Source organism: Mesorhizobium sp. Pch-S, from assembly GCF_004136315.1.
Taxonomy (GTDB): Bacteria; Pseudomonadota; Alphaproteobacteria; order Rhizobiales; family Rhizobiaceae; genus Mesorhizobium.
The window spans coordinates 1,120,443-1,147,406 of the sequence record NZ_CP029562.1; the positions used below are offsets into that span (position 1 = coordinate 1,120,443).

At 61.4% G+C, this 26,964-nt stretch carries 25 protein-coding genes and 1 pseudogene; 11 read left to right on the plus strand and 15 right to left on the minus strand.

Features of this window, described 5'->3' with window-relative positions; genetic code table 11:
• Positions 1-5: 5 nt before the first annotated feature.
• The 4 genes from C1M53_RS05190 to C1M53_RS05205 all read right to left on the minus strand — a co-directional run bounded on the left by C1M53_RS05190 (position 6) and on the right by C1M53_RS05205 (position 4,351).
• On the minus strand, positions 6-1,145 hold the full coding sequence (locus tag C1M53_RS05190; protein ID WP_129411267.1) for an ABC transporter ATP-binding protein: 1,140 nt from the start codon (positions 1,143-1,145) through the stop codon (positions 6-8).
• Between the two features lie 278 nt (positions 1,146-1,423).
• Positions 1,424-2,524: a polyamine ABC transporter substrate-binding protein gene (locus C1M53_RS05195; RefSeq protein WP_129416030.1), complete on the minus strand. Its 1,101-nt coding sequence runs from the start codon at positions 2,522-2,524 to the stop codon at positions 1,424-1,426.
• A 358-nt stretch (positions 2,525-2,882) separates the two neighbouring features.
• Positions 2,883-3,815 (minus strand): DMT family transporter, encoded by a 933-nt coding sequence (locus C1M53_RS05200; RefSeq protein WP_129411268.1) that lies wholly within the window; start codon positions 3,813-3,815, stop codon positions 2,883-2,885.
• Between the two features lie 158 nt (positions 3,816-3,973).
• Entirely contained in the window at positions 3,974-4,351 is a 378-nt protein-coding gene (locus C1M53_RS05205; RefSeq protein WP_129411269.1) for a nuclear transport factor 2 family protein, read from the minus strand.
• Positions 4,352-4,433: 82 nt separating this feature from the next.
• Here C1M53_RS05205 and C1M53_RS05210 point away from each other — a divergent pair, with 82 nt between their 5' ends.
• Entirely contained in the window at positions 4,434-5,003 is a 570-nt protein-coding gene (locus C1M53_RS05210) for a TetR/AcrR family transcriptional regulator (protein WP_245488459.1), read from the plus strand.
• A gap of 37 nt (positions 5,004-5,040) precedes the next feature.
• Here C1M53_RS05210 and C1M53_RS05215 read toward each other — a convergent pair whose 3' ends face one another.
• The 3 genes from C1M53_RS05215 to C1M53_RS05225 all read right to left on the minus strand — a co-directional run bounded on the left by C1M53_RS05215 (position 5,041) and on the right by C1M53_RS05225 (position 8,362).
• The gene (locus C1M53_RS05215) at positions 5,041-6,468 is read right to left on the minus strand and encodes a S41 family peptidase (protein ID WP_129411271.1); all 1,428 of its coding nucleotides are present in this window, start codon (positions 6,466-6,468) and stop codon (positions 5,041-5,043) included.
• A gap of 222 nt (positions 6,469-6,690) precedes the next feature.
• The gene (locus C1M53_RS05220; protein WP_129411272.1) at positions 6,691-7,479 is read right to left on the minus strand and encodes a methyltransferase; all 789 of its coding nucleotides are present in this window, start codon (positions 7,477-7,479) and stop codon (positions 6,691-6,693) included.
• Entirely contained in the window at positions 7,466-8,362 is an 897-nt protein-coding gene (locus C1M53_RS05225) for a DMT family transporter (protein WP_129411273.1), read from the minus strand. The genes C1M53_RS05220 and C1M53_RS05225 overlap by 14 nt, the downstream gene beginning before the upstream one ends.
• Positions 8,363-8,550: 188 nt before the next feature.
• Here C1M53_RS05225 and C1M53_RS05230 point away from each other — a divergent pair, with 188 nt between their 5' ends.
• From C1M53_RS05230 to C1M53_RS05245, 4 genes are all read left to right on the plus strand, one after another.
• Positions 8,551-9,507, plus strand: coding sequence for a fatty acid desaturase (locus tag C1M53_RS05230; RefSeq protein WP_129411274.1), 957 nt, complete (start codon positions 8,551-8,553; stop codon positions 9,505-9,507).
• 137 nt (positions 9,508-9,644) lie between these two features.
• Positions 9,645-10,061 (plus strand): ParB N-terminal domain-containing protein, encoded by a 417-nt coding sequence (locus tag C1M53_RS05235; protein WP_129411275.1) that lies wholly within the window; start codon positions 9,645-9,647, stop codon positions 10,059-10,061.
• Positions 10,062-10,076: 15 nt separating this feature from the next.
• Complete coding sequence (locus tag C1M53_RS05240; RefSeq protein ID WP_245488569.1) at positions 10,077-11,411, plus strand: alanine racemase; 1,335 nt, start codon at positions 10,077-10,079, stop codon at positions 11,409-11,411.
• A gap of 3 nt (positions 11,412-11,414) precedes the next feature.
• Entirely contained in the window at positions 11,415-12,458 is a 1,044-nt protein-coding gene (locus tag C1M53_RS05245; RefSeq protein ID WP_129411277.1) for a cysteine synthase family protein, read from the plus strand.
• A gap of 78 nt (positions 12,459-12,536) precedes the next feature.
• Here C1M53_RS05245 and C1M53_RS05250 read toward each other — a convergent pair whose 3' ends face one another.
• The 3 genes from C1M53_RS05250 to C1M53_RS05260 all read right to left on the minus strand — a co-directional run bounded on the left by C1M53_RS05250 (position 12,537) and on the right by C1M53_RS05260 (position 15,579).
• Positions 12,537-13,460, minus strand: a complete 924-nt coding sequence (locus C1M53_RS05250) for a LysR family transcriptional regulator (protein ID WP_129411278.1) — start codon at positions 13,458-13,460, stop codon at positions 12,537-12,539.
• A 206-nt stretch (positions 13,461-13,666) separates the two neighbouring features.
• Entirely contained in the window at positions 13,667-15,121 is a 1,455-nt protein-coding gene (locus tag C1M53_RS05255; RefSeq protein WP_129411279.1) for a helix-turn-helix domain-containing protein, read from the minus strand.
• 5 nt (positions 15,122-15,126) lie between these two features.
• Entirely contained in the window at positions 15,127-15,579 is a 453-nt protein-coding gene (locus C1M53_RS05260) for a hypothetical protein (protein WP_129411280.1), read from the minus strand.
• A 239-nt stretch (positions 15,580-15,818) separates the two neighbouring features.
• On the opposite strand from C1M53_RS05260, the gene aceA reads away from it, so the two are divergent.
• From aceA to C1M53_RS05275, 3 genes are all read left to right on the plus strand, one after another.
• Positions 15,819-17,108, plus strand: coding sequence for an isocitrate lyase (aceA, locus tag C1M53_RS05265; protein WP_129411281.1), 1,290 nt, complete (start codon positions 15,819-15,821; stop codon positions 17,106-17,108).
• 94 nt (positions 17,109-17,202) lie between these two features.
• Positions 17,203-17,445, plus strand: a complete 243-nt coding sequence (locus C1M53_RS05270; protein ID WP_024926069.1) for a hypothetical protein — start codon at positions 17,203-17,205, stop codon at positions 17,443-17,445.
• A 275-nt stretch (positions 17,446-17,720) separates the two neighbouring features.
• The gene (locus tag C1M53_RS05275) at positions 17,721-18,158 is read left to right on the plus strand and encodes a response regulator (RefSeq protein WP_129411282.1); all 438 of its coding nucleotides are present in this window, start codon (positions 17,721-17,723) and stop codon (positions 18,156-18,158) included.
• A 110-nt stretch (positions 18,159-18,268) separates the two neighbouring features.
• Here C1M53_RS05275 and C1M53_RS05280 read toward each other — a convergent pair whose 3' ends face one another.
• Complete coding sequence (locus tag C1M53_RS05280; RefSeq protein ID WP_129411283.1) at positions 18,269-18,970, minus strand: HAD family hydrolase; 702 nt, start codon at positions 18,968-18,970, stop codon at positions 18,269-18,271.
• A 321-nt stretch (positions 18,971-19,291) separates the two neighbouring features.
• Here C1M53_RS05280 and C1M53_RS05285 point away from each other — a divergent pair, with 321 nt between their 5' ends.
• Together C1M53_RS05285 and C1M53_RS05290 are read left to right on the plus strand one after the other, a co-directional pair.
• Positions 19,292-20,725: a glutamine synthetase family protein gene (locus tag C1M53_RS05285; protein ID WP_129411284.1), complete on the plus strand. Its 1,434-nt coding sequence runs from the start codon at positions 19,292-19,294 to the stop codon at positions 20,723-20,725.
• 140 nt (positions 20,726-20,865) lie between these two features.
• On the plus strand, positions 20,866-22,152 hold the full coding sequence (locus C1M53_RS05290; protein WP_129411285.1) for an FAD-binding oxidoreductase: 1,287 nt from the start codon (positions 20,866-20,868) through the stop codon (positions 22,150-22,152).
• On the opposite strand, the gene C1M53_RS05295 is transcribed toward C1M53_RS05290, so the two are convergent.
• The 3 genes from C1M53_RS05295 to C1M53_RS05305 all read right to left on the minus strand — a co-directional run bounded on the left by C1M53_RS05295 (position 22,121) and on the right by C1M53_RS05305 (position 24,737).
• Complete coding sequence (locus tag C1M53_RS05295) at positions 22,121-23,599, minus strand: HAMP domain-containing sensor histidine kinase (RefSeq protein WP_129411286.1); 1,479 nt, start codon at positions 23,597-23,599, stop codon at positions 22,121-22,123. The two genes, C1M53_RS05290 and C1M53_RS05295, sit on opposite strands and share 32 nt — an antisense overlap.
• Positions 23,596-24,270 (minus strand): response regulator transcription factor, encoded by a 675-nt coding sequence (locus C1M53_RS05300; protein ID WP_129411287.1) that lies wholly within the window; start codon positions 24,268-24,270, stop codon positions 23,596-23,598. Before C1M53_RS05300 ends, C1M53_RS05295 begins: the two co-directional genes overlap by 4 nt.
• 83 nt (positions 24,271-24,353) lie before the next feature.
• On the minus strand, positions 24,354-24,737 hold the full coding sequence (locus tag C1M53_RS05305; RefSeq protein WP_129411288.1) for a hypothetical protein: 384 nt from the start codon (positions 24,735-24,737) through the stop codon (positions 24,354-24,356).
• A gap of 487 nt (positions 24,738-25,224) precedes the next feature.
• On the opposite strand from C1M53_RS05305, the gene C1M53_RS05310 reads away from it, so the two are divergent.
• Positions 25,225-26,052 carry an SH3 domain-containing protein gene (locus C1M53_RS05310; RefSeq protein WP_165358047.1) on the plus strand — a complete coding sequence of 276 codons (828 nt, stop codon included), beginning with the start codon at positions 25,225-25,227 and terminating at the stop codon, positions 26,050-26,052.
• A gap of 45 nt (positions 26,053-26,097) precedes the next feature.
• Here the strand turns inward: C1M53_RS05310 and C1M53_RS05315 are convergent.
• Positions 26,098-26,843, minus strand: a pseudogene (locus tag C1M53_RS05315) (SDR family oxidoreductase).
• Between the last annotated feature and the right edge of the window lie 121 nt (positions 26,844-26,964).

A 26,964-nucleotide genomic window follows, 5' to 3' on the forward strand; every position in this document is an offset into this window, starting at 1 on the left:
GCCCCCTATCGCGTCAGCACGACGCCGGCATCAGGCCGGAAGGAAACCCAGGCACGGTCGTTCCAGGTCAGGGGATCGTCCGAGATGCGCGCGGCATTCATGCTTTGCGCCCGCACGATCTGCCCGTCGCTCAACTTGACGTGGTAGACGGTCATGTCGCCGAGATAAGCGATGTCGTAGACCTCGCCTTCCAGCGCGTTGGTCGAACCTTCCGGCTTGGCCGAGGAGATGCGGATCTTTTCCGGGCGGATGGCGAAGGCGACGTCGGCGCCGGCAGCGGCATCACCGGCATTCTCGACCAGGATCTGCGCGCCGGTCGAGCCGGTGATCCTCGCGGTCTTTTCGGTGCGTTCGGCGACCTTGCCCTCGAACATGTTCACATTGCCGACGAAGTTGGCGACGAAGCGCGAGGCTGGCGCCTCATAGACTTCGGCAGGCGTCGCCACCTGCATGACCTCGCCCTTGTCCATGATGGCGATGCGATCGGCCATGGTCATGGCCTCCTCCTGGTCGTGGGTGACGACGACAAAGGTCAGGCCGAGTTCCTGCTGCAGGTCCATCAGTTCGAACTGGGTTTCCTCGCGCAGCTTCTTGTCGAGCGCGCCGAGCGGCTCGTCGAGCAGCAGCACCTTCGGGCGTTTGGCGACGGAGCGGGCAAGCGCGACGCGCTGGCGCTGGCCGCCGGAAAGCTGGTGCGGCTTGCGCTTGGCGAAAGGCTCGAGCTTGACCAGCTTGAGCATCTCGGCGACGCGCTTTTCGATATCGGCCCTTGGCATGCCTTCCTGCTTCAGCCCGAAGGCGATGTTCTTTTCCACCGTCATGTGCGGGAACAGCGCATAGGACTGGAACATCATGTTGACCGGGCGCCGGTAGGGCGGCGTGCCTGCGAGGTTTTCGCCGTCGAGCAGGATGCGCCCCGAAGTCGGCTGTTCGAAGCCCGCCAGCATGCGCAGCAGCGTGGACTTGCCGCAGCCCGATGCGCCGAGCAGCGCGAAGAACTCGCGCTCGTAGATGGTCAGCGACAAGTTGTTGACGGCGACAAAGTCGCCGAACCGCTTGGTGACGTTTTCAAACTGGATATAAGGCTTTGCGTTCGGATCGTTCCACGGCGCAAAGTCTCTGCGGATGCTGCCCAGCGATTTCATTGTCCCACTCCCGTTCTGTCAGCACGCCGCGCATCCATCCGGACACGCAAAGGACGTTCCAACACTTTGAATCCACGCATCGCGCCTTCCAAAAACCGATCTCGATTTTCGGACCGATACGCCAGAGCAGTCTGCCGTTTCAGGGAAACGGCGAACCGCTCCATCTCCTTGCTTTTACGCAACCCCTGCCGGAAAACCGCTACGCACTTTTCCCGGAATTGCCTGGTTCCCCGAAAAGAACCCCGGCAGCCGGGCTGCCGGGGTTGTCCTTGTGGTGCTTATTGTCCGGTGATGACCTTGGTCCAGATGCGCGTGATGATGCGCTGGGTCTTGGGATCGTATGGCTTGACCGTGAAGAGCTTCTTCATCACGTCTTCGGTCGGGTAGATGGTGGGATCGCCGGTGATCTCCTTGTTGATCAGCGGCTGCGAAGCCTTGTTGCCGTTGGCGTAGAAGACATAGTCCGACGACTTGGCGATGACTTCCGGCTTCATCATGTAGTTGATGAATTCCAGCGCCTCTGCCGGATGCTTGGCGTCAGCCGGGATGGCCATCTGGTCGAACCACATCTCGGCGCCTTCCTTCGGGATCGTGTAGGCGATCTCGACGCCGGCCTTGGCTTCCTGGGCGCGGTTGCGCGCCTGGAACAGGTCGCCCGAGAAGCCGACGGCCAGGCAGATGTCGCCATTGGCGAGCGCGTTGATGTATTCCGACGAGTGGAACTTGCGCACCGACGGACGGATGCTCAGCATCAGCTCCTCAGCCTTGGCGAGATCCTCGGCCTTGTTCGAGCTCGGATCGATCTTCAGGTAGTTGAGTGCGGTCGGCAGGATGTCGGTCGGCGAATCCAGCATCATCACGCCGCAGTCCTTCAGCTTGGCGAGATTTTCCGGCTTGAACACCGTGTCCCAGCTGTCGATGGTGTCGACGCCGAGCGCTTCCTTGATCTTCTTGGTGTTATAGCCGATGCCGGTGGTGCCCCACATGTAGTTGACCGAGTACTCGTTGCCCGGATCGAAGGCAGCGACGCGCTCCTGCACGACGTTCCACATGTTGGCCAGGTTCGGCAGCTTGGACTTGTCGAGCTTCTGGTAGACGCCGGCAGCGATCTGGCGCACCAGGAACGGCGTCGCGGTCGGCACGACGACGTCGTAACCCGAGCCGCCTGCCAGCAGCTTGGTTTCCAGGATCTCGTTGGAATCATAGACGTCGTAGACGACCTTGATGCCGGTTTCCTTGGTGAAGTCGGCAATGATCGACTGGTCGATGTAGTCGGACCAGTTGTAGACGTTGACGACACGCTCCTGTGCCTGCGTGCCCAGCGTCGGCAACGTCAACGCCACGGCCGTCGCCGCCAGCAAAATCGCTTTGCGGATCATCATTCAAACTCCCTTTGTCAGTGTTCCCTTGCCGGACGGCACGGTGGCCGAGATCCGGCATGCATTGTCGAATGGTGTTGTGGCAACGGACGACATGCCGCCGAAACGGCGGTGCCTGGACTGCGTGCGATAGAAAGGCGAAATGCAGCCGTGGTGGCTGTTTGGGGGAACTACCGCCCGCGTCTGCCCGATTGGCAGACCTAGGCGATGAAGCTCGATCCTGGTTTGGCCGGCTCTGTCACGTGGCAAGATGCGCCTGTCTTGTTGTTGCCGCATCTGCAGCCTGCCCGTCGCGCAGCAGGCTTGTCAATGGGCAAAGATGTTCCAATCGCTCCTGACAATCAAATCTCGGTTTGTGTCAGGTGGGCGACGGGATGCCGGTGGTGCCGGGTCGCGCCGGCCGCGACTGCCGCCGCAGCTCCAGGCCGATATGCACGAGCAGGGCGGCAACGACGACGACACCCCCGACCATGGTGCGGGCGGAAGGCACCTCGCCATGCACCAGCCAGACCCAGATCGGCCCCAGGATGGGCTCGAATGTGCCAAGCAGTGCCGCCACGGCCGCCGGAACCAGCCTGGCGCCGGTGGCAAAGAAGGCGAGGCCTACGCCGAGATTGATGACGCCGAAGGCGAACAGGAAACCCATGTCGCGCGGCGAAACCGCGAACTGGCCAACCTGCGAAGCGGCAAAAAGCGCGGCAAGGATCGTGCCGAGGCAGGTGGCCGGCGTCATGCGCACCTGGGCAAAGCGACGGGTGATGACGGTGGCGATCGAAAACATGAAGGCGATGAGCAGCGCCAGCCCGTCGCCGATCGGCGACACGGCGCCGCCGAGCGATTCCGAGACCATGATGGCGACGCCGACAATCACGCCGGCGATCGCCGCCCAGGTGGCAGCAGAGACTTTCTCGCGAAACAGCAGCCAGCTCAGCAGCGCCGCCAGCAAGGGGACGCCAGCCTGCATGAGCAGGATGTTGGCGACCTTGGTGTAGGAGAGCGCGACGACGAAACAGGTGGAAGCGGTGGCGAAACAGACGGCGACCGCAAGACCCGGCAGCCCCATGTCACGGAACAGCTTCAGCGTTCCGCGCGGACCGTCGCGCCATGCCATGAAAGCAATCAGGAAGGCGGCTGCCCAGACCGAGCGCCAGAACACCACCGTCCAGCTGTCATCGATCGTTATGAAGCGCGCGATGGTGCCGCCAAGGCTCCACATCAGGGCGGACAGGAACACCAGCAGATAGCCGATGCGTTCCTCGCGCAATGCCGATGGTTGAGCGATGGCGTTCATGGCCCACCTTTGCCCTTTCGCAGGCGACGCAGTGTGTGGGGGGCGACAGAATTTGCCGGTTTCCAATTGCCCCCTGAGCAGACAGAGCGTGAAAGAACCGATACGGGCAAGGGCCGGACTGCCCGCATCGTTTGTTCCAATCGGGGACCGCCAGCCGATCACTCCGGCAACGGTGCCGCCTGTCCGGGCGACTTGGCATAGCCGAGTGCTTCCACGATCAGACCATCCCTGACCCGCATCAGATTGACGCCACGCACCGAACCGCCGTCGCCGAAATTGAAACGCCAGCGGATGACGGCGTCGTCGCCCATCGCGGTGATATCCTCGAGCTCGAAATAGGCAACGCGATCGGCGGCGATGGCATGCCAGAAGGCAAGGCAGGCTTCGCGGCCTTCGTAGCGGGTGCCGTTGGGGGCCGGCTGGATCGATTCCATGACGCAGTCCTCGGCGATCAGGTCGTCGAGAAGCGCAGGCCGATGTTCCTGGAATGCCTGGTTGAAGCGCCGCATGATGTCAAACGTACCGGTCGAGTGCATGTCTTCCTCCTGATGATTGATAAAAGACAGACAGGTCTGTCTACCATTGAAATAGACAGACCTGTCTGTTAGTGTCAACTCCATGCAAAAGACTGCTGACATGATCGACGTCCCACCCGCCCGTCGCCTGCTGGATACGGCGGGCCGGCTCTTCTACGCCGAAGGCATCCACGCCGTCGGCATCGACCGCATCATCGCCGAGGCGGGTGTGGCCAAGGCGACGTTCTACAAGCACTTTCCGTCGAAGGATGATCTCGTCGTCGCCCATATCGAAGAACAGGACCGGCAGGGGCGTGCCTATGTGGCCGCTCTGCCGCCCAGGCCACCACGCGAAATGATCGCCGCGATCCTGGGACGCATCGGCAATGCGGCGACCGATGCCGACTACCGGGGCTGCGTGTTCCTCAATGCCGCGGCGGAATATCCCGATCCGGCGAGCCCGGTGCGGCGGGCGGTGGATACGCGCCGTGCATGGTATCGCGACAGCCTGCACAAACTGTGCACCGCCAGCGGCGACCCGTCTCCCGCAATCACGGCCGGCCTGCTTGTCGCGCTGTCGGACGGCCTGCTGGAAGGCGCCTATCTCGACGACCCGGCTGCAATCCCTGCCCTGATCGAGGATGCCATCGCCCGGCTCCTGCCGAATGCCTGACCGGCGGCAATGCCCAGGCAGCAGGCCGTGATGGAGATCACTTCGCCTGCTTCAACGCTTCCGCCAGCACCGCATCCTCACCGGCGGCATAGCTTGCGAATGTCTGCGCGACAGGAATGGCGGGAGCCAGCGAACCCGACGGGGTGCCATAGACGTAGTTGAGGAAGAAGCACGTCGTGACCTGCGCCAGTCCGCAGCCGTCTTCCCAGTCGTGATAGGCGGTGGTGTAGCGGACCGTCAGCCTGGAATTCGGCAAGGTGACATTGCCACCCTCGCCCCAGAATTTCGACCGGTCGCCCATCGGCTCACCCACCAGGATGCCGCGCCCGCCGGCATGGTATTTCAGCATCGCCGCCGTGCTGAGCGCCGCCGAAAAGGTCGTACCGCTGGTGAGGATCAGGACCTTGCCGTCCTGCGGCACGAGCCCGGGCAACTGCTTCGAGAAATCGGCGCTTTGCGTGTAGTCGCCGCCTGGGTTGAACCGCAGGTCCACCACCGCGTTCCTGATCCGGCGCGTCTTCGCCTCGGCCAGTACATCGGCGAGATAGCCATGCAGGGATTTGCCGTCCTGGTCACGCACCCGGTTGATCTGGACATAGAGGACGCTGCCACCGGCCAGGTAGTCATGCCAGAAATACTGATCGGGACGCGCCAGCGCCGGCGGAACCTGGATGCCTTGCAGCACATGAATCCATGCACCTGTATCGCCCGGAACGGGAACGGGGCTCAGATAACGCCTGGGCCACGGGTTCCTGGGCAGCAGTTCCGGCGCACCCGGCAGGGCGGCGAGCTTCTGCACGCGCTCCGTCCCGTCACGCAGGCGCAATGCGAACTCGCTGACATCCGGGCTGTCGGCAAGGCCTGCCGCATGGAGAAGCTCCGGTGACACAAGCAGATTTGGCGAGAGCTCCCGCGCCAGATTGGCGGGGCCGCCGACATAAGCGCGCAACGCTTCGACCATCTGCTCGGGAGACTGACCATTCATGGCGAGGACCTGCGCACCGGGAAGGTCGCGCCGGTCAGGACTGGCCGCAACCACGTACAGGCCGTCGGCAAACCAACCGAGACGCACCGGCAGGACGTTGAAGCCATGGCCACCGACAAGTCCTCCGACATTGGTGTGGCCGTTGTCGGCAAGCGCCACCGCATGCGCGACGCCCATCGCAAAGGCGGCGCGGTCGAGATCCGGAGCACGTGCCTCAAGCTTGTCCACAGCGACCTCGAAGGCCGAACGGGTCTGATCTGTGAAGCTTCGCTCCACGTCAGGCAGCCGTCGCAGCAGGTCGAGATCCTGCTGGTTCTTCTCGGACTGCGACGCTGCCGGCGGAAACGTCATCGCCGGATAGGACTTGAAGGTGGGATAGAGAATGTATGCGGCAGGAGCCACCACGAGTACCAGAACGGCGACCACAATGATGGCGATGCGCTTCAGCCAGCGCCGCACGGGACGATCGGGACCAGCCATGGGCGCCCTCAACGGTTGCGCAATTTCGGACGGGAAAATGAAGAGACAGCCGGCAAGCGTCAATGTCAGCAATGGCTAACATGCCATCTCTGCTGAAGCGATCCTGACAAAATGGCAGGACGCGACATGAGGCTTGCAACAGGCTGGTGCCGGCGTGCGATCCGGGATTTCGTCGCGCCGCAGGTCCGCAGGACCTCGAAAGCACGGCAGTGCGCCGGACGCTCAGGGATCGATGACAAGGTATCCGAATTCGCCGTTCCGGTAGTGCTCGAAATGCCGGCAACCCTCGATCATCGGATCCAGCCGTGCGCGGCTGAGATAACCCGTCTCCACGTAGATCCGGCTCTGCCAGTTCCGGCGTCGTACCGAGTCGATGAAATCGATCAGGGTCACCACGGGGCCATCGGGATCGCAGATCGAAATGGGTGGCATCTGAGGACGCTCTTCCAGCTCGCGCCGGGTGTAGTCCGCGTCACCACCATATGGGATGTTCGCAATGATCACGTCGGGCTCCTGCATCCGCACGTCGTCCACGAAGTAGCTTTCCTGGAAATCGATCTCGGCCTGATGCGTCAGGGCATTTTCGCGTGCAAGCGCCAGCGCGTTGGGGTCGATATCACATGCGGAAATGACAAGGTCGGGCCGTGAGCACTTCAGCGAAATGGAGATCCAGCCGCAACCTGTGCCGACTTCCAGCAGGGACCCCTCCTTCGGCGCCTCTGCCATCACGCGCTCGATCAGCTCTTCAGTGTAGGCATCAGGGATGTAACTGCGCCGATCGATCTTGAATTTGCGCCCCAGCATTTTTGCCCAGCCTCGAAGATAGGCATTTGGTTCACCGAACTTCTTGCGGATCGCCAGACGGCGCAGCAGAGCGCCATCGCCGGCTGCCAAGTGCAATATCTCCAGGATTTCCTCTTGAGGCACATCGCGCTTCTCAAGCATGGACATAATATCCAGCTGGAACTTGCTATCCTCCATCTTCAAAATTTGCGTTTCAGCAATATTCATCTGCTTTCTCCAACCGGGTTGCAGCTACTGTGGCGTTTCTGCTGGGGAAAAAAGAGGCGATCGTTACGCCCACTATGATCAGGCTTCCCCCGACGATCGTTTCAATCGATGGCGTCTCCCCCAGAAAGGCTGCCCCTCCGGCGATCGACACGGCCGGCACCAAAAGGAGATAGGGGGCCACGAGATTGATCGCATGGCGAGAGATCAGGAAGTACCAAGTGCCGATCCCCCCTGCCGTCATGACGATCCCGAGATAGATGACCTGCAGCCAATTGGTCGCCGACGCGGTCCAGATCGACTGCATCTGCTGCTCCTCAAAAACAAAAGAGAGAATGACGAGCTGCGGCGCTGCCAGGAGCGACAAGGCGCCGAGCAAACTGAAGCTGGCGGTCAGGCTGAGCCTGCGGATCATCAACTGCCCGGTCGACCAGATCACCATGCTGACGACCGCCAGAATGACAGGGAAGAAACCACCGGACACAACTGGCCTCCCGGCTACGAAGATCACGCCGACGAAGGAGACGATCACCCCGATAATGATTGTCCGGCTGGGGATCTCCCGCAGGAAGAGCGCCGACATGACGATCAATATGGGAGCCTCCATCTGAGCCAACATCACAGTAATGGAGACATCCAACTGACTCAGGCTATAATTGGAAAGACTGTATGGAATACTTATTGATAAGATCGATAGAACAATAATATTCTTGAGTTTAAGATCCTTCCATTGACAGAACGGAAGCATGACGACGCCCGCACACGCGAACCGAAACGCGGCCATGAGTATTGGCGGAAAATGATCGAGCGCCGCTTTTCCGAAAACCCAGCCCAAACCAAAGACAACCGACAAGGTTAAGGCCAGAAACCTATGTGACCAAACCATTTACGGCTTTCCTCAGGAATTTTTGTCGAAGGTGAATTGCCGTCATTGTTTCTTACCTTCTGTTGAAAGGCAGCCACGATAAATTCGAAGTCCATATGAATTTATTGAATCGCAGACGTCTACTTCGATAGTGCAGTATCGTCTGCATCGATGCTCGCACTTTTCTGCTCAACTTGAGGGGACAAAGAATGTCACTTAATGGAAGCGATGTTCGTGCAAGATTTATCAAAAAATTTATGTACATTTCGAGGAAAAATACACGGTCCGAAGCAATACTCACCCTTCTTCTGGAAGTGACTGCGATCACATCCTGCGTGCTGGCGTCCATCCTGATCCTGCAGCACTCTCTGCTGGCCTTCGTTGCATTCTATCCGATCGCGATCGCGATGATCGGCATGCGCCTGAGATGCTTCGGCAATATCATCCACGAGTGCAGCCACGGCGGATTCGTCAGCGAGCGGACCTGGAACGAGGCGATCGGCCGCCTCCTTTCGATCCTGCTTCTCTATTCCTTCAGCAACTATCGCCGAGACCACATCACCCATCACCAGTATACGGGCGACTATGAGCGGGACCGGGAATTCGCGGAAACCGCGAAGTTCAATTTCCATGAACCACTCACGTCGTCCCGCTGGATCCACTATCTGCGCCGCTTTTTCGTTCCCGAGACAATCCTGGCTTATACAGGCCGCACGTTTCTCGGGAACGACGAGAGCCTGCCCTGGAGAGCCGGACGGTTGCTCTATGTCGGTTTTCTTCTTGCTGCGGTCGGCGGCCTCGTCGTCCTCAATCCCCTTGCCATCGCTGTCGTTGCGTTCTGGATTGTACCGCTTTGCGTCGTCTTGCCCGCCATAGGCTACGCCACCGACATCATGGATCACGCAGGGCTCCTGCAGAACGAGGACGACATCGACAAGGCCCGAAACTACGTGGTCCAGAATGCATTCGTGCAATGGCTGCTCTTTCCGCGAAACGACTCCTATCATCTGTTCCACCATCTCTTTCCGGCGGTATCGACGCGTTCCTTTCCGGAATGCCACGCAATCCTGATGTCCGAATGCCCGGAGTACGCGGCCCGTAAACACTCATTGATGGAGTGGATCGAGGATTTTCGCCACCGAACCCCCGCCCCTTCAATCGGCTAGAGCAATTCCGCCGGGGTTCGCAGCGAACTCCAGAATTGCGCATGAACGGAGCATTGAAGGCCATTTTGCCTTCGACGGATGCTCAAGACACCAGAGTCCAATCCTGATCATTGCCTGCTACATGGGGAACAATTGCCATGACCTCGGCATCCACCGCCTTGCCGGAATACAACATAGTCATGATACAGCTCGATGAGCTCAGACCCACCGAGGAGATCAACCTTGATCGGGCGATGTCGCTCTCAAAGGTCATCTCCCGCGGCTCCGTCTGGACACGCCCGCTTCTGGTAGAGCTCAAACACTCACTTGTCATGGATGGCCACCATCGGCTGCATTGCGCGCGTCACCTGTCGCTCCGCAAGGTGCCCTGCATTCAGCTATCCTATGAGGATCCGAGGCTCTCCGTCACCTCGTGGGAAGATGAGGCCTCATTCGACACGAAGAAGATCTATGAGGCCGGACTGTCCGGAAAGCTTCTCGGGTTCAAGTCCACGCGTCATCGCCTGGAGCCCCAGATTCCAGCCTGTGTGATCGCTCTAGACGCCTTGATGTAAGAGGCTGCGGTGAGCATGGACACCCGGACAGCCCCTCTCCTCAGCAGCCCGATTCAAGAGCTCCTTTCAGAAAGGACTTCATTGTCGGACTGGGTATCCGGCTTCGGATCTCCATTGCATGTGGTGTTTCCTGCCCAGGCCCGCGAGAATTATCGGCAATGGGAAGACCTGCTCGGAAGGGCTTACGGGTCATGCAAAATCCAGTTCGCCCTCAAGTCCTGCAAGTCATCGGCGCTTCTGCAGGCATTTGCGAAGGCCGGTGCCGGTGCCGACGTTTCATCAGCGCAAGAGATCGTGTCGGCCTTCGTCAACATGGTTTCTGCACATGATATGGCCATGACCGGGCCGGCAAAAACAAACCATGAAATGGCGCTTTGCCTGAAGCACCGGATCCCCATTCATGTAGACTGCATCGAAGAGCTTCGACGGCTCCTGGACATTGCCGGATGGGCCGGCGATCCGGCACGATTGTTTCTGAGGCTGCGGCCTGGATCAGAAGCCAGATCCCGCTTCGGAATGTCACCTGACCAGATCGAGGAGTGCCTGAACCTGCTGAAAGCGGCTGGTGTCGACCAGATTGGCTACTCCTTCCACCTCAACGACTACGAGATGTCCTCCCGTGTCAGGGAACTGGGCCGCTGTCTGCAACTGGCTCGCCGCAGTCATGCCGCGGGGTTTCGGTGCTGCGGCATAGACATTGGTGGCGGCTTCCCGATGCGCTACCTCGCAGGCTTCGATCGAGATACCTACAACAACGGTCCTCTCTGGTCGGGCAGATGCGCTTCCGGAACCTACCCCTATGCTGCCGAGACCTACGGCCCCTTTCATGCGGCGGCCGTGATCGCGACGGCGCTGGCCGATCCCACCGACCTTGCCTTTCTCGAGGCCGGGAACATCCCGATCCTGCTGCAACCTGGACGTTCACTGCTCGACCAATGTGGCGTCACCGCCTTTCGCGTGACCGAACTGAAAGCGCTGGACGAGAACAGCCAGATCGCCGTGCTCGACGGCATGTCATTCTCCTTGTCGGAAACATGGTTTGGAAGTGATTTCGTCCCCGAACCCATCATCATCAATGTCGGTAACCGGGCACCCAGGACGGCCGATCTGCACACATATCTGGTCGGGAGAAGCTGCCTGGAATCCGACGTCATCCGAAAACGCAGCATCCGGCCATCCAACGGTATCTCGGCGGGTGATCTCGTGGTCTTCGTGAATACGGCCGGATACCAGATGGATTCCAACGAAAGCGCCTTCCATCAGATTCCCCTGCCAAGAAAACTTGCCGCCGTACGCAAAAGCACCGGTTGGGCGTTCCACCTGGACGAACAGGGATCGAGGGAGGAGTGAACGATGATCGTCGAGAATATTCTGGAAACAATCGGCAACACACCTGTTCTCCACATCGCATTGAGGGGTGGCGAAGTCAGTCTTTTCATCAAGCTGGAGATGTTCAATCCGACCGGCTCCATGAAGGACCGGATGGCTCTGAGCATGATACGGAACCTGCCGCATGGCGAATACGGAGCCCCTCCTGAGGTCGTGGAATCCTCCTCGGGAAACACGGCAAGCGGGCTTTCGATGATCTCCGCGGTGATGGGCATGAAGTTCACCGCATTGATGGATCATCATGCCAGCTCGGACAAGATCAACACAGTGCGGGCCCTTGGGGGCGCGGTCATCGTTGTGGGAAATCCTGACGGAACGCTGGCCACCGGCATGCGTGACAGCATGGCCAGGGAGATGTCCCTCAAGGAAGGCGTCCATTGGACGGAACAACATAACAACCCGGCCAACAGCGAAGGATACGAAAGCCTGGCTGCCGAACTTCTCACGGATATCGGACCGAGCATCACCCATTTCGTTTCCGCCATCGGCACAGGCGGTTCCCTCTGCGGGACAGCCCGGGCGCTGCGCCGTGCACTTCCTGCCTTGCGGGTAATTGGTGTCGAGCCTGCCGGCAGCATTGTCTTCGGGGGCTCGGGCCATGTCTACCATCAATCCGGCACTGGTACCCCTGCCGGAGCCGATGTTGGCCTGGTCATAGACTATGACGTGATCGACCATGGCCGGAAGGTCAGTGACGGAGCCGCGTTCTCGGTCTGCCGTTACCTCGCACGAAAGCACGGCCTCCTCGTTGGCGGGTCCACCGGCGGTGCCGTCTTTGAAGCACTCCGGATTGCGCGAGATGCACCGCGCGGCTCGAAGATCGTTACCTTGGCCTGCGATAGCGGAACCAAGTACCTGGACAGCATCTACAACGACGAGTGGCTCGTCGCACGCAATATAAGCCTCACGAATATCGACGATGATTTCGCAGACGTCCTGATGGATACAACGAGTGTATCCGAGATTTTGCATCACAGGCCGGCAGATCTGGCGGAAGCACTCGCCTGAACCAGGTCGACAAGGAAACGCAGTCGCGGCCGCGGCCTCCATCAGGCGCCTGATCGCATGGCAGCGCGGTCAACGCGTTCAGGGCCGCATGATCTGGTTCACGGTGCGCTTCAGCAGGGCTCTGAGCTGTTTTGTCGCTTCTCTTTGGGAGCGTCTCTTAGGGGTCAGGAGGTAGTAGCCATAAGGCGCATCGACCCACTGGTTAAACGGGCTCACCAGATTGCCGCGTCGAACCTCTTCGCCGACGGTGACATAGTCCATCATGGCAACGCATTGGCTCACCTTGAGCACTTCGACCGTAAATCTCGAACCTTTCACCGCATGTCCGAGTGAGATCTCGAATTTTCGGGCATACTCTTCGCTGTAGAAGGATTTCGCCCAATAGTACCATGTCGAACGACCTTCCGGCGTCGATTCCGGTGAGGGCAACCGGGTGAGTTTCAGATAATCATCCACATTCTCGATAAGACGAGCCGTTTCGGGCGTACATACCGGGGCGATCTTGTCCGTGAAAAGCAACTCGGAATCCGCATCCACGTAGTCCCCGCCGCCGTAGCGGATCGCGAAGTCTACCGTGTTGCGATCGAAACTCAGCGGTACAGGCGAAAAATCACATTGAATATGAAGCCCCGGGAAGCGGAGCTCGAGTGCGGCCAACTGCTCCGCGAGCCAGGAGATTGCGAGTGTCGGAACGCATGTGATGCGCAGTGGCCCGGACACTTCGTGCCGCATCAAACTATCGGTGGCATTGATAAGGATGTCGAAGCCTGGCCGAATTGCATCAGAATACATGCGCCCCTGCGGCGTCAGTGTAATCGAGTTCGTTGTTCGAGCGATGAGCTTGGTGCCCAGGAACTCTTCAAGCGTCTGAAGGTGATGGGTTACCGATGGAGGCGATATCCCCAGTTCGAGCGCGGCCTTCGACATGCTTTCCTGCCGAGCGATCGCATCGAACGCACGGATTGCGTTCAGGGGTGGCAATTTTGACCGCGTCCCTTTCATCCGTACACTCCCAACGCTACTCCCTGACTAGAGAGGTGGCTCGCTTTGAACCGTACCGTCTGAGGTATTGCGGCGGACACTTGTGTAATTACGACATTGCCATGTTTCTCAGGCCGCACGGCGGGCCTCGCGCCAGATCCAAACAAGCGGTGGCAGCAGGATGAGACCCAACGTCTCCATGACCTGCGCGAGCACACGGTGCTCTCCTACTGAAAATCGAAAGCGCTTAGGCCAGTGACCATCTCATCGAGACCCAGCGGGCGTGTGACCGGTGGCTCGGCGCGCGACAGGCAGCCGGAGCGCTCGCACAGGCGGCAGGCGGGACCGACTGGCGTTGCCTTGACCGCGCCGCTCTTGCCGCCAAGCGCCAGCGCGGGAAGCGCAGCGCCGTAGACGATCTCGTCGCGGAAGGCGATGTCGCAGCCAAGCAGGATAGCGGTGCGGCGCGGCCGTTCCGAAAAAGCGCCCTGTGGTCCCTCCAGCGTGCGCGCGACAGTGAGGAACTCTGCGCCGTCCGGCATCTCGACCGCCTCGACGAAGATCTGGCCTGGCTGGGTGAAGGCGGCATGCACCGGCAGTTTCGGGCAGCCGCCGCCGAAACGGCTGTGCGGAAAACCCTGCGCGCCGCCGCGGCGGAAGCGGTTGCCGGCATTGTCGACCTCAAGCATGAAGAACGGCACGCCGGAAGCGCCGGCGCGCTGCAGCATGGTCAGCCGGTTGGCGGCCTGCTCGAAGGAGACGCTGAAGCGCGACCGCAGCACATCGACGTCGTAGCGGGCACGCTGGGCGGCGGAGAGAAAGGCCTGGTACGGCATCATCAGCGCATGCGCTGCATAGCGGCCGAGCTCGAAACGGGCGAGCCGCCTCGCCTCGTCGGACGACAGTTTGAGTGCCGCGATCTCAGCCGCCACCGCCACCTGCATGCGGATCAGGCTCGCTTCCATCGCCACCTCGCGCAGCTGGTCGAAAGGCGACAGGCGCTCAGACAGGAACAGGCGCTGCGAATGACGATCATAGCGGCGCCGCCAGTTGGGCATCGTCGCGACAGGCAACACCTTGACGACGATGCCGTGTTCGCGCCGCAGCCATTCCTTCAGGGCGCCGAACAGGTCGTCGCCGGGGTTGAGCCCCGAATTGAGCAAAGTCGTGAACGCCTCGGCTTCTTCCTCGAGCGCCGGGAAATGATTGGGCCGGCGCTCGAAAACCTCATGCACCTCGTCGATCGGCAGGCGTGCACCGGAAAGCGCCGTGGTGTGGCCTTCGCGGGCAAGCAGTTCGGTAAGGTCCGACAGCCGCTCGGCCTGTTCGCGATAGGCGCGGAACAGCTTGATGACGGCCGCCGCTGCATTGGGGGCAGCCTCGGCGATCTCGACCAGCTCCTGGTCGCCCGGCAGTTCGCCGGCCAGCAGCGGATCGGTGAAGACCTCGCGCAAGGCCGAGATCGACCCGCGCGCCTCCCCCTGCAGTTCGTCCGGCTCGACCTTGTAGACGGAAGCAAGCTTGAGAATGAGCTGGACCGTCAGCGGGCGCTGGTTGCGCTCGATCAGGTTGAGATAGGAAGGCGAGATGCCCAGCCCCTCGGCCATCGCCGTCTGGGTCAGCCCCTTCTGGTTGCGGATGCGGCGGATGCGCGGACCGGCGAAGATCTTCTGCTCAGCCATGGCGCTTAGTCGGTCGTCGCGGGGGAGTTCAGAGCTGACGGGGAGCCGAGGCTATGTACTGGAGTTCCTTCATTGCGCCCCTGAGCAGTCACCACGGTCATCGCGGTGAGGCCGATCAAGCTCAACATGAGAACGAATTTCGACGCCATCGCCCTGCGAACAAAAAGAGCAGAACCGATAGCTGCGGCAATCAACACACACCATCCCATTTCCGAAACACTGTCCCAGCGCTGCGGAAACCGGACCGTCTGGATCAACCGCATGCCGGCGAACATACACACGATGGAAAACGACGCAGCCATCATGCGGGAACCGTTACCCTCCAGGGTCAATCCCATGATGCGATTTTGCTCCTCCGACCGTGGCTGGCGAAAAATCGTATCGAAAAGACTGGGCAAAAAGACTGCCCCTATCGCGCCCAGGCTAGCGCCGGCGAGGAAGTTCCAGAAATTCGGCATCGCCACCCTCCTGTAAATATTTTTTCAACCCAACCAGCGGATCGATATTTACACAATTTACAAATTTACAGCGTGACTCTGTCAAACACAACACAGATTTTCCCTTATCTTTCAGCCGAAATCGTGAATTCACTAGGTCGATTTCGCACCGCAATGTAAATCAAGTCACAGGGAGATCGCCGTCAACTGACGAAAGCCTGGCGGTTTCACGAAACGCAATTTGTGAAGCGGAGCAGACAATGACCGATTTTTACAACCTCGTCCCTTCGGCCGCTGAAGGCCGGTTCGACGGCATCGAGCGGCCCTATTCGCCGGAGGATGTGAAGCGGCTGCGTGGCTCCGTGCAGATCAAGTACAGCCTGGCCGAAATGGGCGCGAACCGCCTGTGGAAGCTCATTCACGAGGAAGACTTCGTCAACGCGCTCGGCGCGCTCTCCGGCAACCAGGCCATGCAGATGGTCCGCGCCGGACTGAAGGCGATCTATCTGTCCGGCTGGCAGGTCGCGGCGGACGCCAACACGGCTTCCGCCATGTATCCGGACCAGTCGCTCTATCCGGCCAATGCCGCGCCGGAACTCGCCAAGCGCATCAACCGCACACTGCAGCGCGCCGACCAGATCGAGACCTCGGAAGGCAAGGGCCTTTCGGTCGACACCTGGTTCGCGCCGATCGTCGCCGACGCGGAAGCCGGCTTCGGCGGACCGTTGAATGCCTTCGAGATCATGAAGGCCTTCATCGAAGCCGGCGCCGCGGGCGTTCACTTCGAGGACCAGCTGGCATCGGAAAAGAAATGCGGCCATCTCGGCGGCAAGGTGCTGATCCCGACTGCGGCACACATCCGCAACCTGAACGCCGCACGGCTTGCCGCCGACGTCATGGGCGTGCCTACGCTGATCGTTGCCCGCACCGACGCCGAGGCAGCCAAGCTGCTGACCTCCGACATCGACGAGCGCGACCAGCCCTTCGTCGACAAGGACGCCGGCCGCACGGTGGAAGGCTTCTACCAGGTGAAGAACGGCATCGAGCCGTGCATCGCCCGCGCCATCGCCTATGCGCCGCATTGCGACCTGATCTGGATGGAGACCGGCAAGCCGGACCTCGCCCAGGCGAGGAAGTTCGCGGAAGCCGTGCACAAGGCGCATCCGGGCAAGAAGCTGGCCTACAACTGCTCGCCGTCGTTCAACTGGAAAAAGAACCTCGACGACGCGACGATCGCCAAGTTCCAGCGCGAGCTGGGGGCGATGGGCTACAAGTTCCAGTTCATCACGCTGGCCGGTTTCCATCAGCTCAACTTCGGCATGTTCGAACTGGCACGCGGCTACAAGGATCGCCAGATGGCGGCCTATTCGGAGCTGCAGGAAGCGGAATTCGCGGCCGAGGCCAACGGCTACACCGCCACCAAGCACCAGCGCGAAGTCGGCACCGGCTACTTTGACGCCGTCTCGATGGCGATCACCGGCGGCAAGTCGTCGACGACCGCCATGCACGACTCGACCGAGCACGAACAGTTCCGCCCGGCCGCCGAGTAGAAGCCGGATCGCAGATTATCCCCGGCGCCGAGGCGCCGGGGCGGCAACAGAGGAATCGCCTCGCAAGGCGAAGGAACATTCGAGGAGAACAACGATGGCACCGCGTACCCGTGTCAAGGAAAGAGCCGAGGAACAGGCCACCACCATGAGCGCCGACCAGCAGGCAGTGATCCGCATCGTCGCCAACGATCTGCACCGCCTCAACCAGTCGGTGATGAAGGCCGTCGAAGCAGGCGTTTCGGTCGAACTGGTCCGTTCGGCCCGCCATCATGGCGGCGACGGCAACTGGGGTGATCTTTTGATCCCGGTCATCGTGACCCAGCAAAGTCACGGCTGACAAAAGTCAAGACTTACCCACAAAAAAGCAAAAAACCGCCGCGCGGATCACCGCGTGGCGGTTTTTGTTTTACCCATGCTTTCATCAGGCGACGGCCTGCTACTTTAGTTGCATAGTTACCACTAATATTATTGTGATGTGCAAACAGGCCGGCTAGTACAGCCGTACGCTTGACATGGACGTGAGGCTCAACCCATTCTCAGGCCAAGGTACAACCTAGCATTGAATTTGGACACGCAAGGCGCGTCCACTCTCCGGCAATGAACGAGAACGATATGACGGTTGTTGACGAATCCACCCCGGCCAGGGGCGGCCCGAGGCTGGATTTCAGCAAGGTGCTGGTCGTCAGCCGATCGCCGATCAACCGCATCGTCGTTTCCAGGATCATCGAGCAGAGCGGACTGAAGGCGATCGCGGAATCACCCGAAACGGCGCCATCGGCATTGACGGATGTCATTCCCGGGGCCGTGGTGCTGGACGGCGGACCGGAAAACAGCGATTGCGACGCGGTGTTCTCAGGTGTCGTGGCGCTCCGCGGAATGGCGGGCCGATCGGCGCCATGCGTTGTCTTCCTTTCCAACCGCACCGGCACGGTGGAGAGCCTCGGGCTGCCGCGCACGGTGGATTTCGTGGTGGCCAAGCCGATCACGCCCGACCGGCTGCAGCAGATCATCGAGACGCTGAAGAGCAGCGCCAGGCATTCCCCGCGATAAAGCAGTTCCAGGAAAGCTGCCCTGCGGTTTCCGTCCGGAATTGCGTAACAGATGTTAGAGCGTTTCCGCGCTTCCGCGTCTCCTTGAAAAAGGGAGCACTCCCGGCGCCGCTATTTGCCGATCTCGGCAAGCAGTCCCGGCAGTTCGCCGAGATGGCCGATTTCGCGGAAGCGCGGCGCGGCCTTCGGCGCTTCGACATGCTCGATCACCCAGGTCAGCTCATGTGGCACGAAAACGCCCCAGCTGCCGGCCTCGATTGCCGGAACGACATCGGATTTCAGCGAATTGCCGACCATCATCGCATGCTCGGCACCATCGCCGTGACGGGCAAAGATGCGCTCATAGGTCGGGCGCGACTTGTCGGATACGATCTCGACAGCCTGGAAGAAATCGCCAAGACCGGACTGGGCGAGCTTGCGCTCCTGGTCGAACAGGTCGCCCTTGGTGATCAGCACCAGCCGGTAGCGTCCGGCCAGCAGCTCCAGCGTGTCATGCACATGCGGCAGCGTCTCGATCGGGTGGCTCAGCATCTCGCGTCCGGCCGCCAGGATCTTGCCGATGACTTCGCTCGGCACCTTGCCGCCAGTGACATCGATCGCCGTCTCGATCATCGACAGCGTGAAGCCCTTGATGCCGAAACCATAGGCGCCGAGGTTGCGCCTTTCGGCTTCCAGCAGCCGCTCCAGCAGATGCTCCGTGTCGACGTGATCGGAAAGCAGTTCGGCGAAATGACGCTCCGTCAGCCGGAAGAACTGCTCGTTCTGCCACAGCGTGTCGTCGGCATCGAAACCAATGGTGGTGAGGCTGGTCATGACGCTGATTTAAAGCATGTCGCGCCATGTGTGCAGTGGTTTTGCGACAGCGCATTTTGCAGTCAAGTGGAATCACCTGGCGCTACAAAATGCGGCGAAAACAGAAGTTAGAGCGTTTCCGCATCTCCGTGAAAAAACGGAAACGCTCTAGCGGCATGCACCCGATCGAAACCCGGCGCACAAGGGGTGCATCGGGCTAAAAATGGCTCAAAACCAGCCTTTTGGAACGCATGGGCCAGCAAAAACCGGCATGAGCCCCCCTTTTCTTCCTTCCGGGGGCCCGGCTATACTCGGTAATCTGCAACCACAATCTGGTGATTGATGCCGTCTGCCAAGAAGGAAGTCCGTCCGTCGAGCCGGGGGACACGAACCCGCGCGCCTGCGTTTCTGAAAAATCTCAGGGGAGTGAAGAGCTTCAAGGAGGCGAGCGTCTGGCTGGAATCGCGCGGCATCGAGGACATCGAATGCATCACACCCGACCAGGCCGGCGTCGCCCGCGGCAAGATGATGCCGTCGTCCAAATTCACTTCCAACACCTCGCTGGCGCTGCCTTCCGCACCGTTCATGATGACGATTTCCGGCCAGTATCCGGAAGACGGCAACGGCTTCGAATATCCGGAAGACGATGGCGACCTGAAGCTGGTGCCCGACCTTTCGACGCTGACCGCCGTGCCATGGGAAGAAGACCCGACCGCTGCCGTCATCTGCGACCTCGTCCATCAGGACGGCCGTGCCGTCGAATTCACGCCGCGCAACGTGCTGAAGCGCGTGGTCGCCGCCTATGATCGCCATGGCCTGAGGCCCGTCGTCGCGCCCGAGATCGAGTTCTACCTGGTGCGCAAGAACCCGGACCCGGACTATCCGCTGACCCCGCCGGTCGGCCGTTCGGGCCGGCCGATCGCCGGTGGCTCAGGTTACTCCATCGCCGGCGTCAACGAATATGACGAGCTGATCGACGACATCTATCATTTCTCCGAAGCGCAGGGCCTCGAGATCGACACGCTGATCCATGAGGAAGGCGCGGGTCAGCTCGAGATCAACCTGCGCCATGGCGACCCGATCGAACTGGCCGACCAGGTCTTCCTGTTCAAGCGGACCTTGCGGGAAGCAGCGCTGAAGCACGATGTCTATGCCACCTTCATGGCCAAGCCGATCCAGGGCCAGCCGGGTTCGGCCATGCATATCCACCAGTCGATCGTCGACAAGAAGACCGGCAGGAACATCTTCTCGGCGGAAGACGGCACCGAGACGGAAGCCTTCTTCCATTTCATCGGCGGCATGCAGAAGCATGTGCCGAACGCGCTGGTGATGTTCGCGCCCTATGTGAACTCCTATCGCCGCCTCACCCAGGCAGCGTCGGCTCCGGTCAACAATAAATGGGGTTACGACAACCGCACCACCGCCTTCCGCGTGCCGCGTTCGGACCCGAACGCGCGGCGCGTGGAAAACCGCATCCCGTCGTCGGACGCCAACCCCTATCTGGCGCTCGCCGCATCGCTGGCCTGTGGCCTGATCGGCATCAACAACAAGCTGCAGGCCGAGCCGCCGGTGCTGACCACGGCCAACGAGGATGAGATCGACCTGCCGCGCGGCCTGCTCGAGGCCGTCGACCTGTTCGAGGGTGACGAGGAACTGGCCGCCATGCTCGGCCGCACCTTCGCCGCCACCTATGCAGCGATCAAGCGTGCGGAATTCGAGACCTTCATGGAAGTGATCAGCCCGTGGGAGCGGGAGTATCTGCTGCTCAATGTGTGAGGAGATAGGCAGTCGGGAGTAGGCAGTCGGCAGTCGGGAAGAGCAGCGCAGGTCGTTGCTCGGGCCGACGCTCACTGCGACGATCAAAAACCCGACTGCCGACTGCCTACTCCCGACTGCCTCACTTCCTGAAAGCTCCCATGCCCTACCAATCCCCCATTTCCCCCGGCCGCTCCTGGTATGAGGACAGTGCCGGTCCGCGTCCTGAGTATCCCACGCTGGACGGCGACCGGCAGGCCGATGTCGTCATCGTCGGCGGCGGCTTCACCGGCCTTTCGGCCGCTGTGCATCTGGCCAAGGCCGGCACCAATGTGGTGCTGATCGAAAGCTACCGGTTCGGCGACGGTGCGTCCGGCCGCAACGGCGGCCAGATGGGCACGGGCCAGCGCGCCTGGGCGGAGGAACTGGAAAGCGAATACGGCCTCACCCGCGCCAGGGCGCTGTTCGACCTCGCCGAAGAAGCCAAGGCGCATCTCATCGACTTCTCCACCGCCAACGGCATCGAGATCGACTACATGCCCGGCCAGCTGTCGGTGGCGCACAAGCCGCGCTACGTCGACGATTACAAGGCGCATGCCGAGATCATGGCAACGCGCTTCAACTATCCGCACATCACGTTCATGGATGCCAGGGAGACGGCCGAGCGGCTCGGCTCGACACTCTATTACGGCGGCAGCCGGGACACCGGCACCGGCCACATCCATCCGCTGAAGCTGGTGATCGGCACGGCACGCGCGGCCGCGGCCGCCGGCGCGCATATCTTCGAGAATACGCAGGCCACCAGCATTGCGGCGCAGGGCGGCAAGGTGAAGGTGACGACGGCACGTGGCACGATCACCGCCGACAAGTGCCTGCTCGCCGCCAATGCGTATGGCGGCGACCTCGAACCGGTGAGCGCGTCGCATATCATGCCGATCGGCTCCTTCATCGGCGCCACCGTGCCGCTGGGCGACGAACTGAAGGTGCTGCCTGGCGGCGAATCGGTCGACGATTCCCGCTTCGTGGTGCGCTATTTCCGCAAGTCGAAGGACAACCGGCTTCTGTTCGGCGGACGCGAGGTCTATGCGGTCAACGACCCGAAGGACATCCACATCCATATCCGCAAGCAGATCACCGAGATCTATCCGGCGCTGAAGGATGTCGAGATCACGCATGGCTGGGGCGGCTATGTCGGCATCACCGTGCCGCGCAAGCCCTTCGTGCGCGAAGTGATGCCGAATGTCCTCTCCATCGGCGGCTATTCCGGCCACGGCGTCATGCTGTCGAACTTCTTCGGCAAGCTTTATGCCGAGACGGTTTCGGGCAACCGCGATCGCCTCAAGCTGATCGAAGAATTAAAGATACCCCCCTTCCCGGGCGGACGCCGCTTCCGTGCGCCGCTGCTGTTCCTGGCGCTCAACTGGTTCGCGCTGCGCGACCGGATTTGACCGCAGGCTTGACCGTTGCCGCCAGCGGCAGTTGCAGCCGGATATGCGTGCCTTTCCAGGCGCCATCGAGGATTTCGACGGTGCCGCCATGCAGGCGCGCGATCTCGCGGACAAGGTTGAGGCCAAGCCCCGCACCGGTGGATCGCGGCCTTAGCCGGTAGAACGGCTCGAACACGCGCTCGCGCTCCGCCTGAGGAATGCCCGGTCCTTCGTCGTGGATCTCAAGGCCACCCTCATCATCGACGAAGACGGTGATGGTGCCCGAACCGCCGCCGTGCTCGATGGCGTTGCGCAGGAGATTGGCGACCGCACGTTCGATCTGCTGCTGCCGGATGTTGACCGGCACCTTGCCTCCGGCCGGCTCGAAAGACAGCTCATAACCGGCCTCAAGCGCCAGCGGCGCAAAATCGGCTGCCAGGTTCCGGGCGAGATCGACCAGGTCGACCACGTCGCGCTGGCCGGACGAATGATCGATTGCCTGGCTGTCCAACAATTGCTGCGCAAGATGCGACAGGCGTTCGATGTCCTGCAGCAGCTTGCGGCTCTCTGGATCCTCGCGCAGCAATTCGGCGCGCGTGCGCATGATGGCGATTGGCGTGCGCAGTTCATGCGCAGCATCCGTAAGGAAACGGTTACGCTTTTCGTACCCCTCACCGAGCCGGGCAAGCGCGCGATTGAACGCCTGCACCAGCGGCGCCACCTCCTGCGGCACACCTTCGGTCGGCAGCTGTACGGCACGATTGTCGATGTCGATGGCGCTGGCTTCCTCGGCGGTGGCGACCAGCCCGGCAAGCGAGCGGCGCACGACCGCCGGCGTCGTCACCAGCGTGGTGAAGCCCATGACGATGATGATCGGCATCAGCATGACGACGGTGAGGATGAGCAGGATCGGCCCGACGCGCAGCCAGTTGGTGGTGCCGTCGGGATTGCGCGCCAGCTCGATCTGCAGGTCGATGTTGACCTCGACGCCATCGTTTTCAGCGCGCGATGACAGAGTGGAGGCGATCACGCCCACACGGCCGGCCGGTGTATCCAGGTTGGCAAGGGTAGCAGCCGGACGCAGATCGTTCTGTGCAAATGTCAGCGCGGCACGGTCGACACTCTTCAGCAAGCCGTCGCCACCGCCGGCATACACCGCAGGCACGTTGCCGCGATGCAATTCCTGGCCGTTCTGGTCACGCGCCACGAACCACATGTTCGGAAAACTCTGGCGGAACCGCTTGAGGTCTTCGGTCTCCCTGAGCACCAGCTGTCCGTTGCCGTCACGGCTCAGCGCCTCGCCAACGATAACGGCCGCCTCTTCATTGTCGACCAGCAGGCGCGGCTGCGCGATGAAAAGCACCAGGGTGAGCAGGCCCAGGAAGACAAGCAGCATGGCTGCCTGCAGCAGGATCAGCCTGCGCACCAGCACCCATTGCAGCGAACGCGGACGCGGCCTCTTTTTCATGTCACCGCACGCAGCAGATAGCCGAGATTGCGGATCGCCCGGATCTCGACGCCGGCATCGACCTCGTCGAGTTTGCGCCGCAACCGCGAGAGATGGGAATCCAGGGCATTGGAGCCGATCTCGTCGTCCATGGCATAGACCGATTCCTCCAGCGTCGAGCGCAGCACCGCGCGACCGGGCCGGCGGATCAGGGCCTCCAGGGCCAGTTGTTCACGGCGCAGCAATTCGAGCGGCTTGTTGTTCACCATCGCCTCGCGATGATGGAAGTCATAGGTCAGGCGCCCGACCACGATGAGCTCGGAGCGCAAGGTCGCCGGCCGGCGCTGCAGGGCACGCAGCCGCGCCATCAGCTCCTCCACGGCGAAAGGCTTGGCCAGATAATCGTCGGCGCCGCCGTCGAGCCCGGCGACGCGGTCATCCAGTCCGCCGAGCGCGGTCAGCATCAGGATCGGCGCATCGACGCGGCTGGCCCGCAGCTTCGGAATCAGATCCAGGCCCTCGCCGTCCGGCAGCCGCCGGTCGAGAACCAGCGCATCATAAGGACCGAAGGCGGCAGCGGCCTCGGCGTCCGCGATGGTGGCGACATGATCGACGATGACATGCCGGCGCTCCAGCGCCGTCTTCAGCACCGAAGCCATCTCCGGCTCGTCCTCGAGCAGCAGAATACGCATTATCCCTCTCACCCATGCTCTGGGTTTGCGCCGCCTTCGGCTCTGGCCATCCGGCGGCGCTTTTTCAGAAACGTCAAAAACGCTTATTCACATTCCAGCTTCGGCTTGCGGAAGCTGGTGACATACCAGCCCTGCCCCCAGCGCCGTGCGTAGAATGTGTAGAAACACTCCTGCTCCTCGACATAGCCCGGCGTCACCGTCTCCTCGTAGCGCGTGCCGCGCCTCGTGTCCTTGATCTCGCCGCTGGTCGAACCCGCCACCACGTTGGTCGAGACCTTGCGCCATTGGTAGGCGCGCTCGTCACGGCTGAGGTCGAGGACGGTCGATGGCGGGCCATAGTCGATGATGACCTCGGAGATCGGCCGGCCGACATAGTTCTTCATGATGTCGGAAGCACAGCCGACGAGTAAGGTCGCCGCAGCAAGCGCGGCAGCGGTGCATGCAGCACGAATAAGATGAGAAGGCATGGTGAATCCCGTTTGGCGTCCCTGCACGGCTGCTAGCGGTACTAGATTACATGGACATTGCAGAAAACGACGCGGATCGCTGCTTCGCCTGTGTGCTTTCGGCGTCGAACTGATTCGCGCAATCGGGCTCAAAATGTAATCATGTACTTACGCATACCTCCCCAAAAAGCGCCTGAACCGGCTCCCATGACAAAATCTGCATATAAGTTTGGGGGGAACGGTTGTCGTTTAAGCTTGAAAGGCGCATAGATGCCACAATCGTCTGCCAGATGATCCAGACTGGGCATTGCGAAATCGGAGCTTCGTATCGCCTGGAGGGATTTCGGGACCGACGCTGATCACGGCGCTGCCCTTGATCGAAGAACGTCGGCCGTGTTCAGGGGTAACCAGAACCTCAGATGCTCAACTTGGTTCAGTTCTGTTTCGCTGACCGCGGGACCGTCGACACCTCAGGCCATCGAGCCCAAAGCGCCCAATGGAGGCCGTGTTGAAACGGCCGCTCGGTTTCGGAGCGTCCAGGCCGCACCGCATTTCGATGCAGTTCGGCTACAACACAAAGCCGTCCTTCTGGCAGAAAGTCGGAGCGCACTCTCATCTGGTGATCGCGGCCGTCGGCACCATGGCGCTGCTCAGCGTCGCCGGCACCGCACTGTGGCTGGCGCTGCCATCGGGCGAAAGGCAAGCTTTCGCCAAACATCCGGTCGCCTCCGAGGCCGCAGCTTCCGAGCAGAGCGCTGAACCCGCGCAGGTCGCGGAACAGAAGCCTGCCGAGCCGGCAGTCACCACCGCGAAGGGCGCACAGGTCAAGCCGACCGCCGTACAGACAGCAACTGCAAGCGCCGTACCTTCCAACACGCCAAAGCCGCAGACGGCTGCCGCGATCCAGGAGGCCGCCAAATCGGTGGTGGTCGCCAAGCCTGGCCAGGACGACGCGGACGACACCGAAGACGAGCCGACCACCGAACAGGCCTTTGCCGAGCCGGAAGATACGAGCTCCCCTGCCGAAGCCGTGCTGGCCAAGGCAGCGCCGGTGCCACAGGCAAAGCCCGCGAAGGTAAAGGCTGAATCGACCGCCGGCATTCCTGCAGCGGAAGAGCCCGAGCAGGAAGCGACTCCCGCCGCGGCGAGTGGCAACGGAACGATCCTGCGCTCGGTGACAATGCGTTCAGGCCCGAAGAAAGGCGCCGGCGTCATTGCCACGGTGCCGGCCAAGGCCAGCGTCGACGTCATCTCGTGCGGCAAGCACAAATGGTGCGAGATCGTCTACCAGAACAAGCGCGGCTGGATCTACCAGGGCTTCCTCAACCGCGGGTGACGAGGTTCCCTCTCCCGCAAGGGGAGAAGGAAAAAAGCAGCCCCCTCAGATACACCTTCCGCCGTCCACCTCAGCGCAACGCCGGTGATGAATTCGGCTTCGTCGGAAGCCAGCCATAAGGCGGCATTGGCGATGTCGAGCGGCGTCGACAGGCGGCCGAGCGGAATGGAGGCGCGGAACCTGGCGCGCAGCTCGGGGGTATCCTCGCCCATGAACTGGGCCAGCATCCCGGTTTCGCCGGCGACCGGACAGAGGCAGTTGACGCGGATGTTCTTCGGCGCCAGTTCCACCGCCATCGACTTGGTGGCAGTGATCGCCCAGCCCTTGGAGGCGTTGTACCAGGTCAGCCCCGGACGCGGACGCAGGCCGGCGGTCGAGGCCGTGGTCAGGATGACACCGCCACCCTGCCGCTCCATGATCGGCACCACGGCGACCGTAGCGTGATAGATCGCCTTCATGTTGACGGCGGTGATGAGGTCGAACGTCGCTTCGTCCACGGCCAGCATGTCGCCGTTGCGGTGGGTGTAGCCGGCATTGTTGACCATGATGTCGACGCGGCCGAAGGTGTTTTGGGCGGCATAGACCATCTCGTCGACCTCCGAGCGGCTGGAGACGTCGCTGGCGACGGCAATCGCGGAAGAGCCGATCTCGGCGGCGACGCGTTCCGCGCCCCGTGCGTTCAGGTCGGCCACCACCACTCTCGCGCCTTCCTCGGCAAAGCGCCTGGCCATGCCTTCGCCAAATCCGGAAGCAGCGCCGGTGATGATCGCAACCTTGTCTTTCAAACGCATGTCTTGTCCTTGTGCAGAAATTCCCGTCAGCGGGAGATGGCAGCCCCCGATCTCAAAGCGCTGAATTCACCCTGGAGCGTTTCCGTTTTTCGTGAAAACGCGGAAACGCTCTAACTATTTG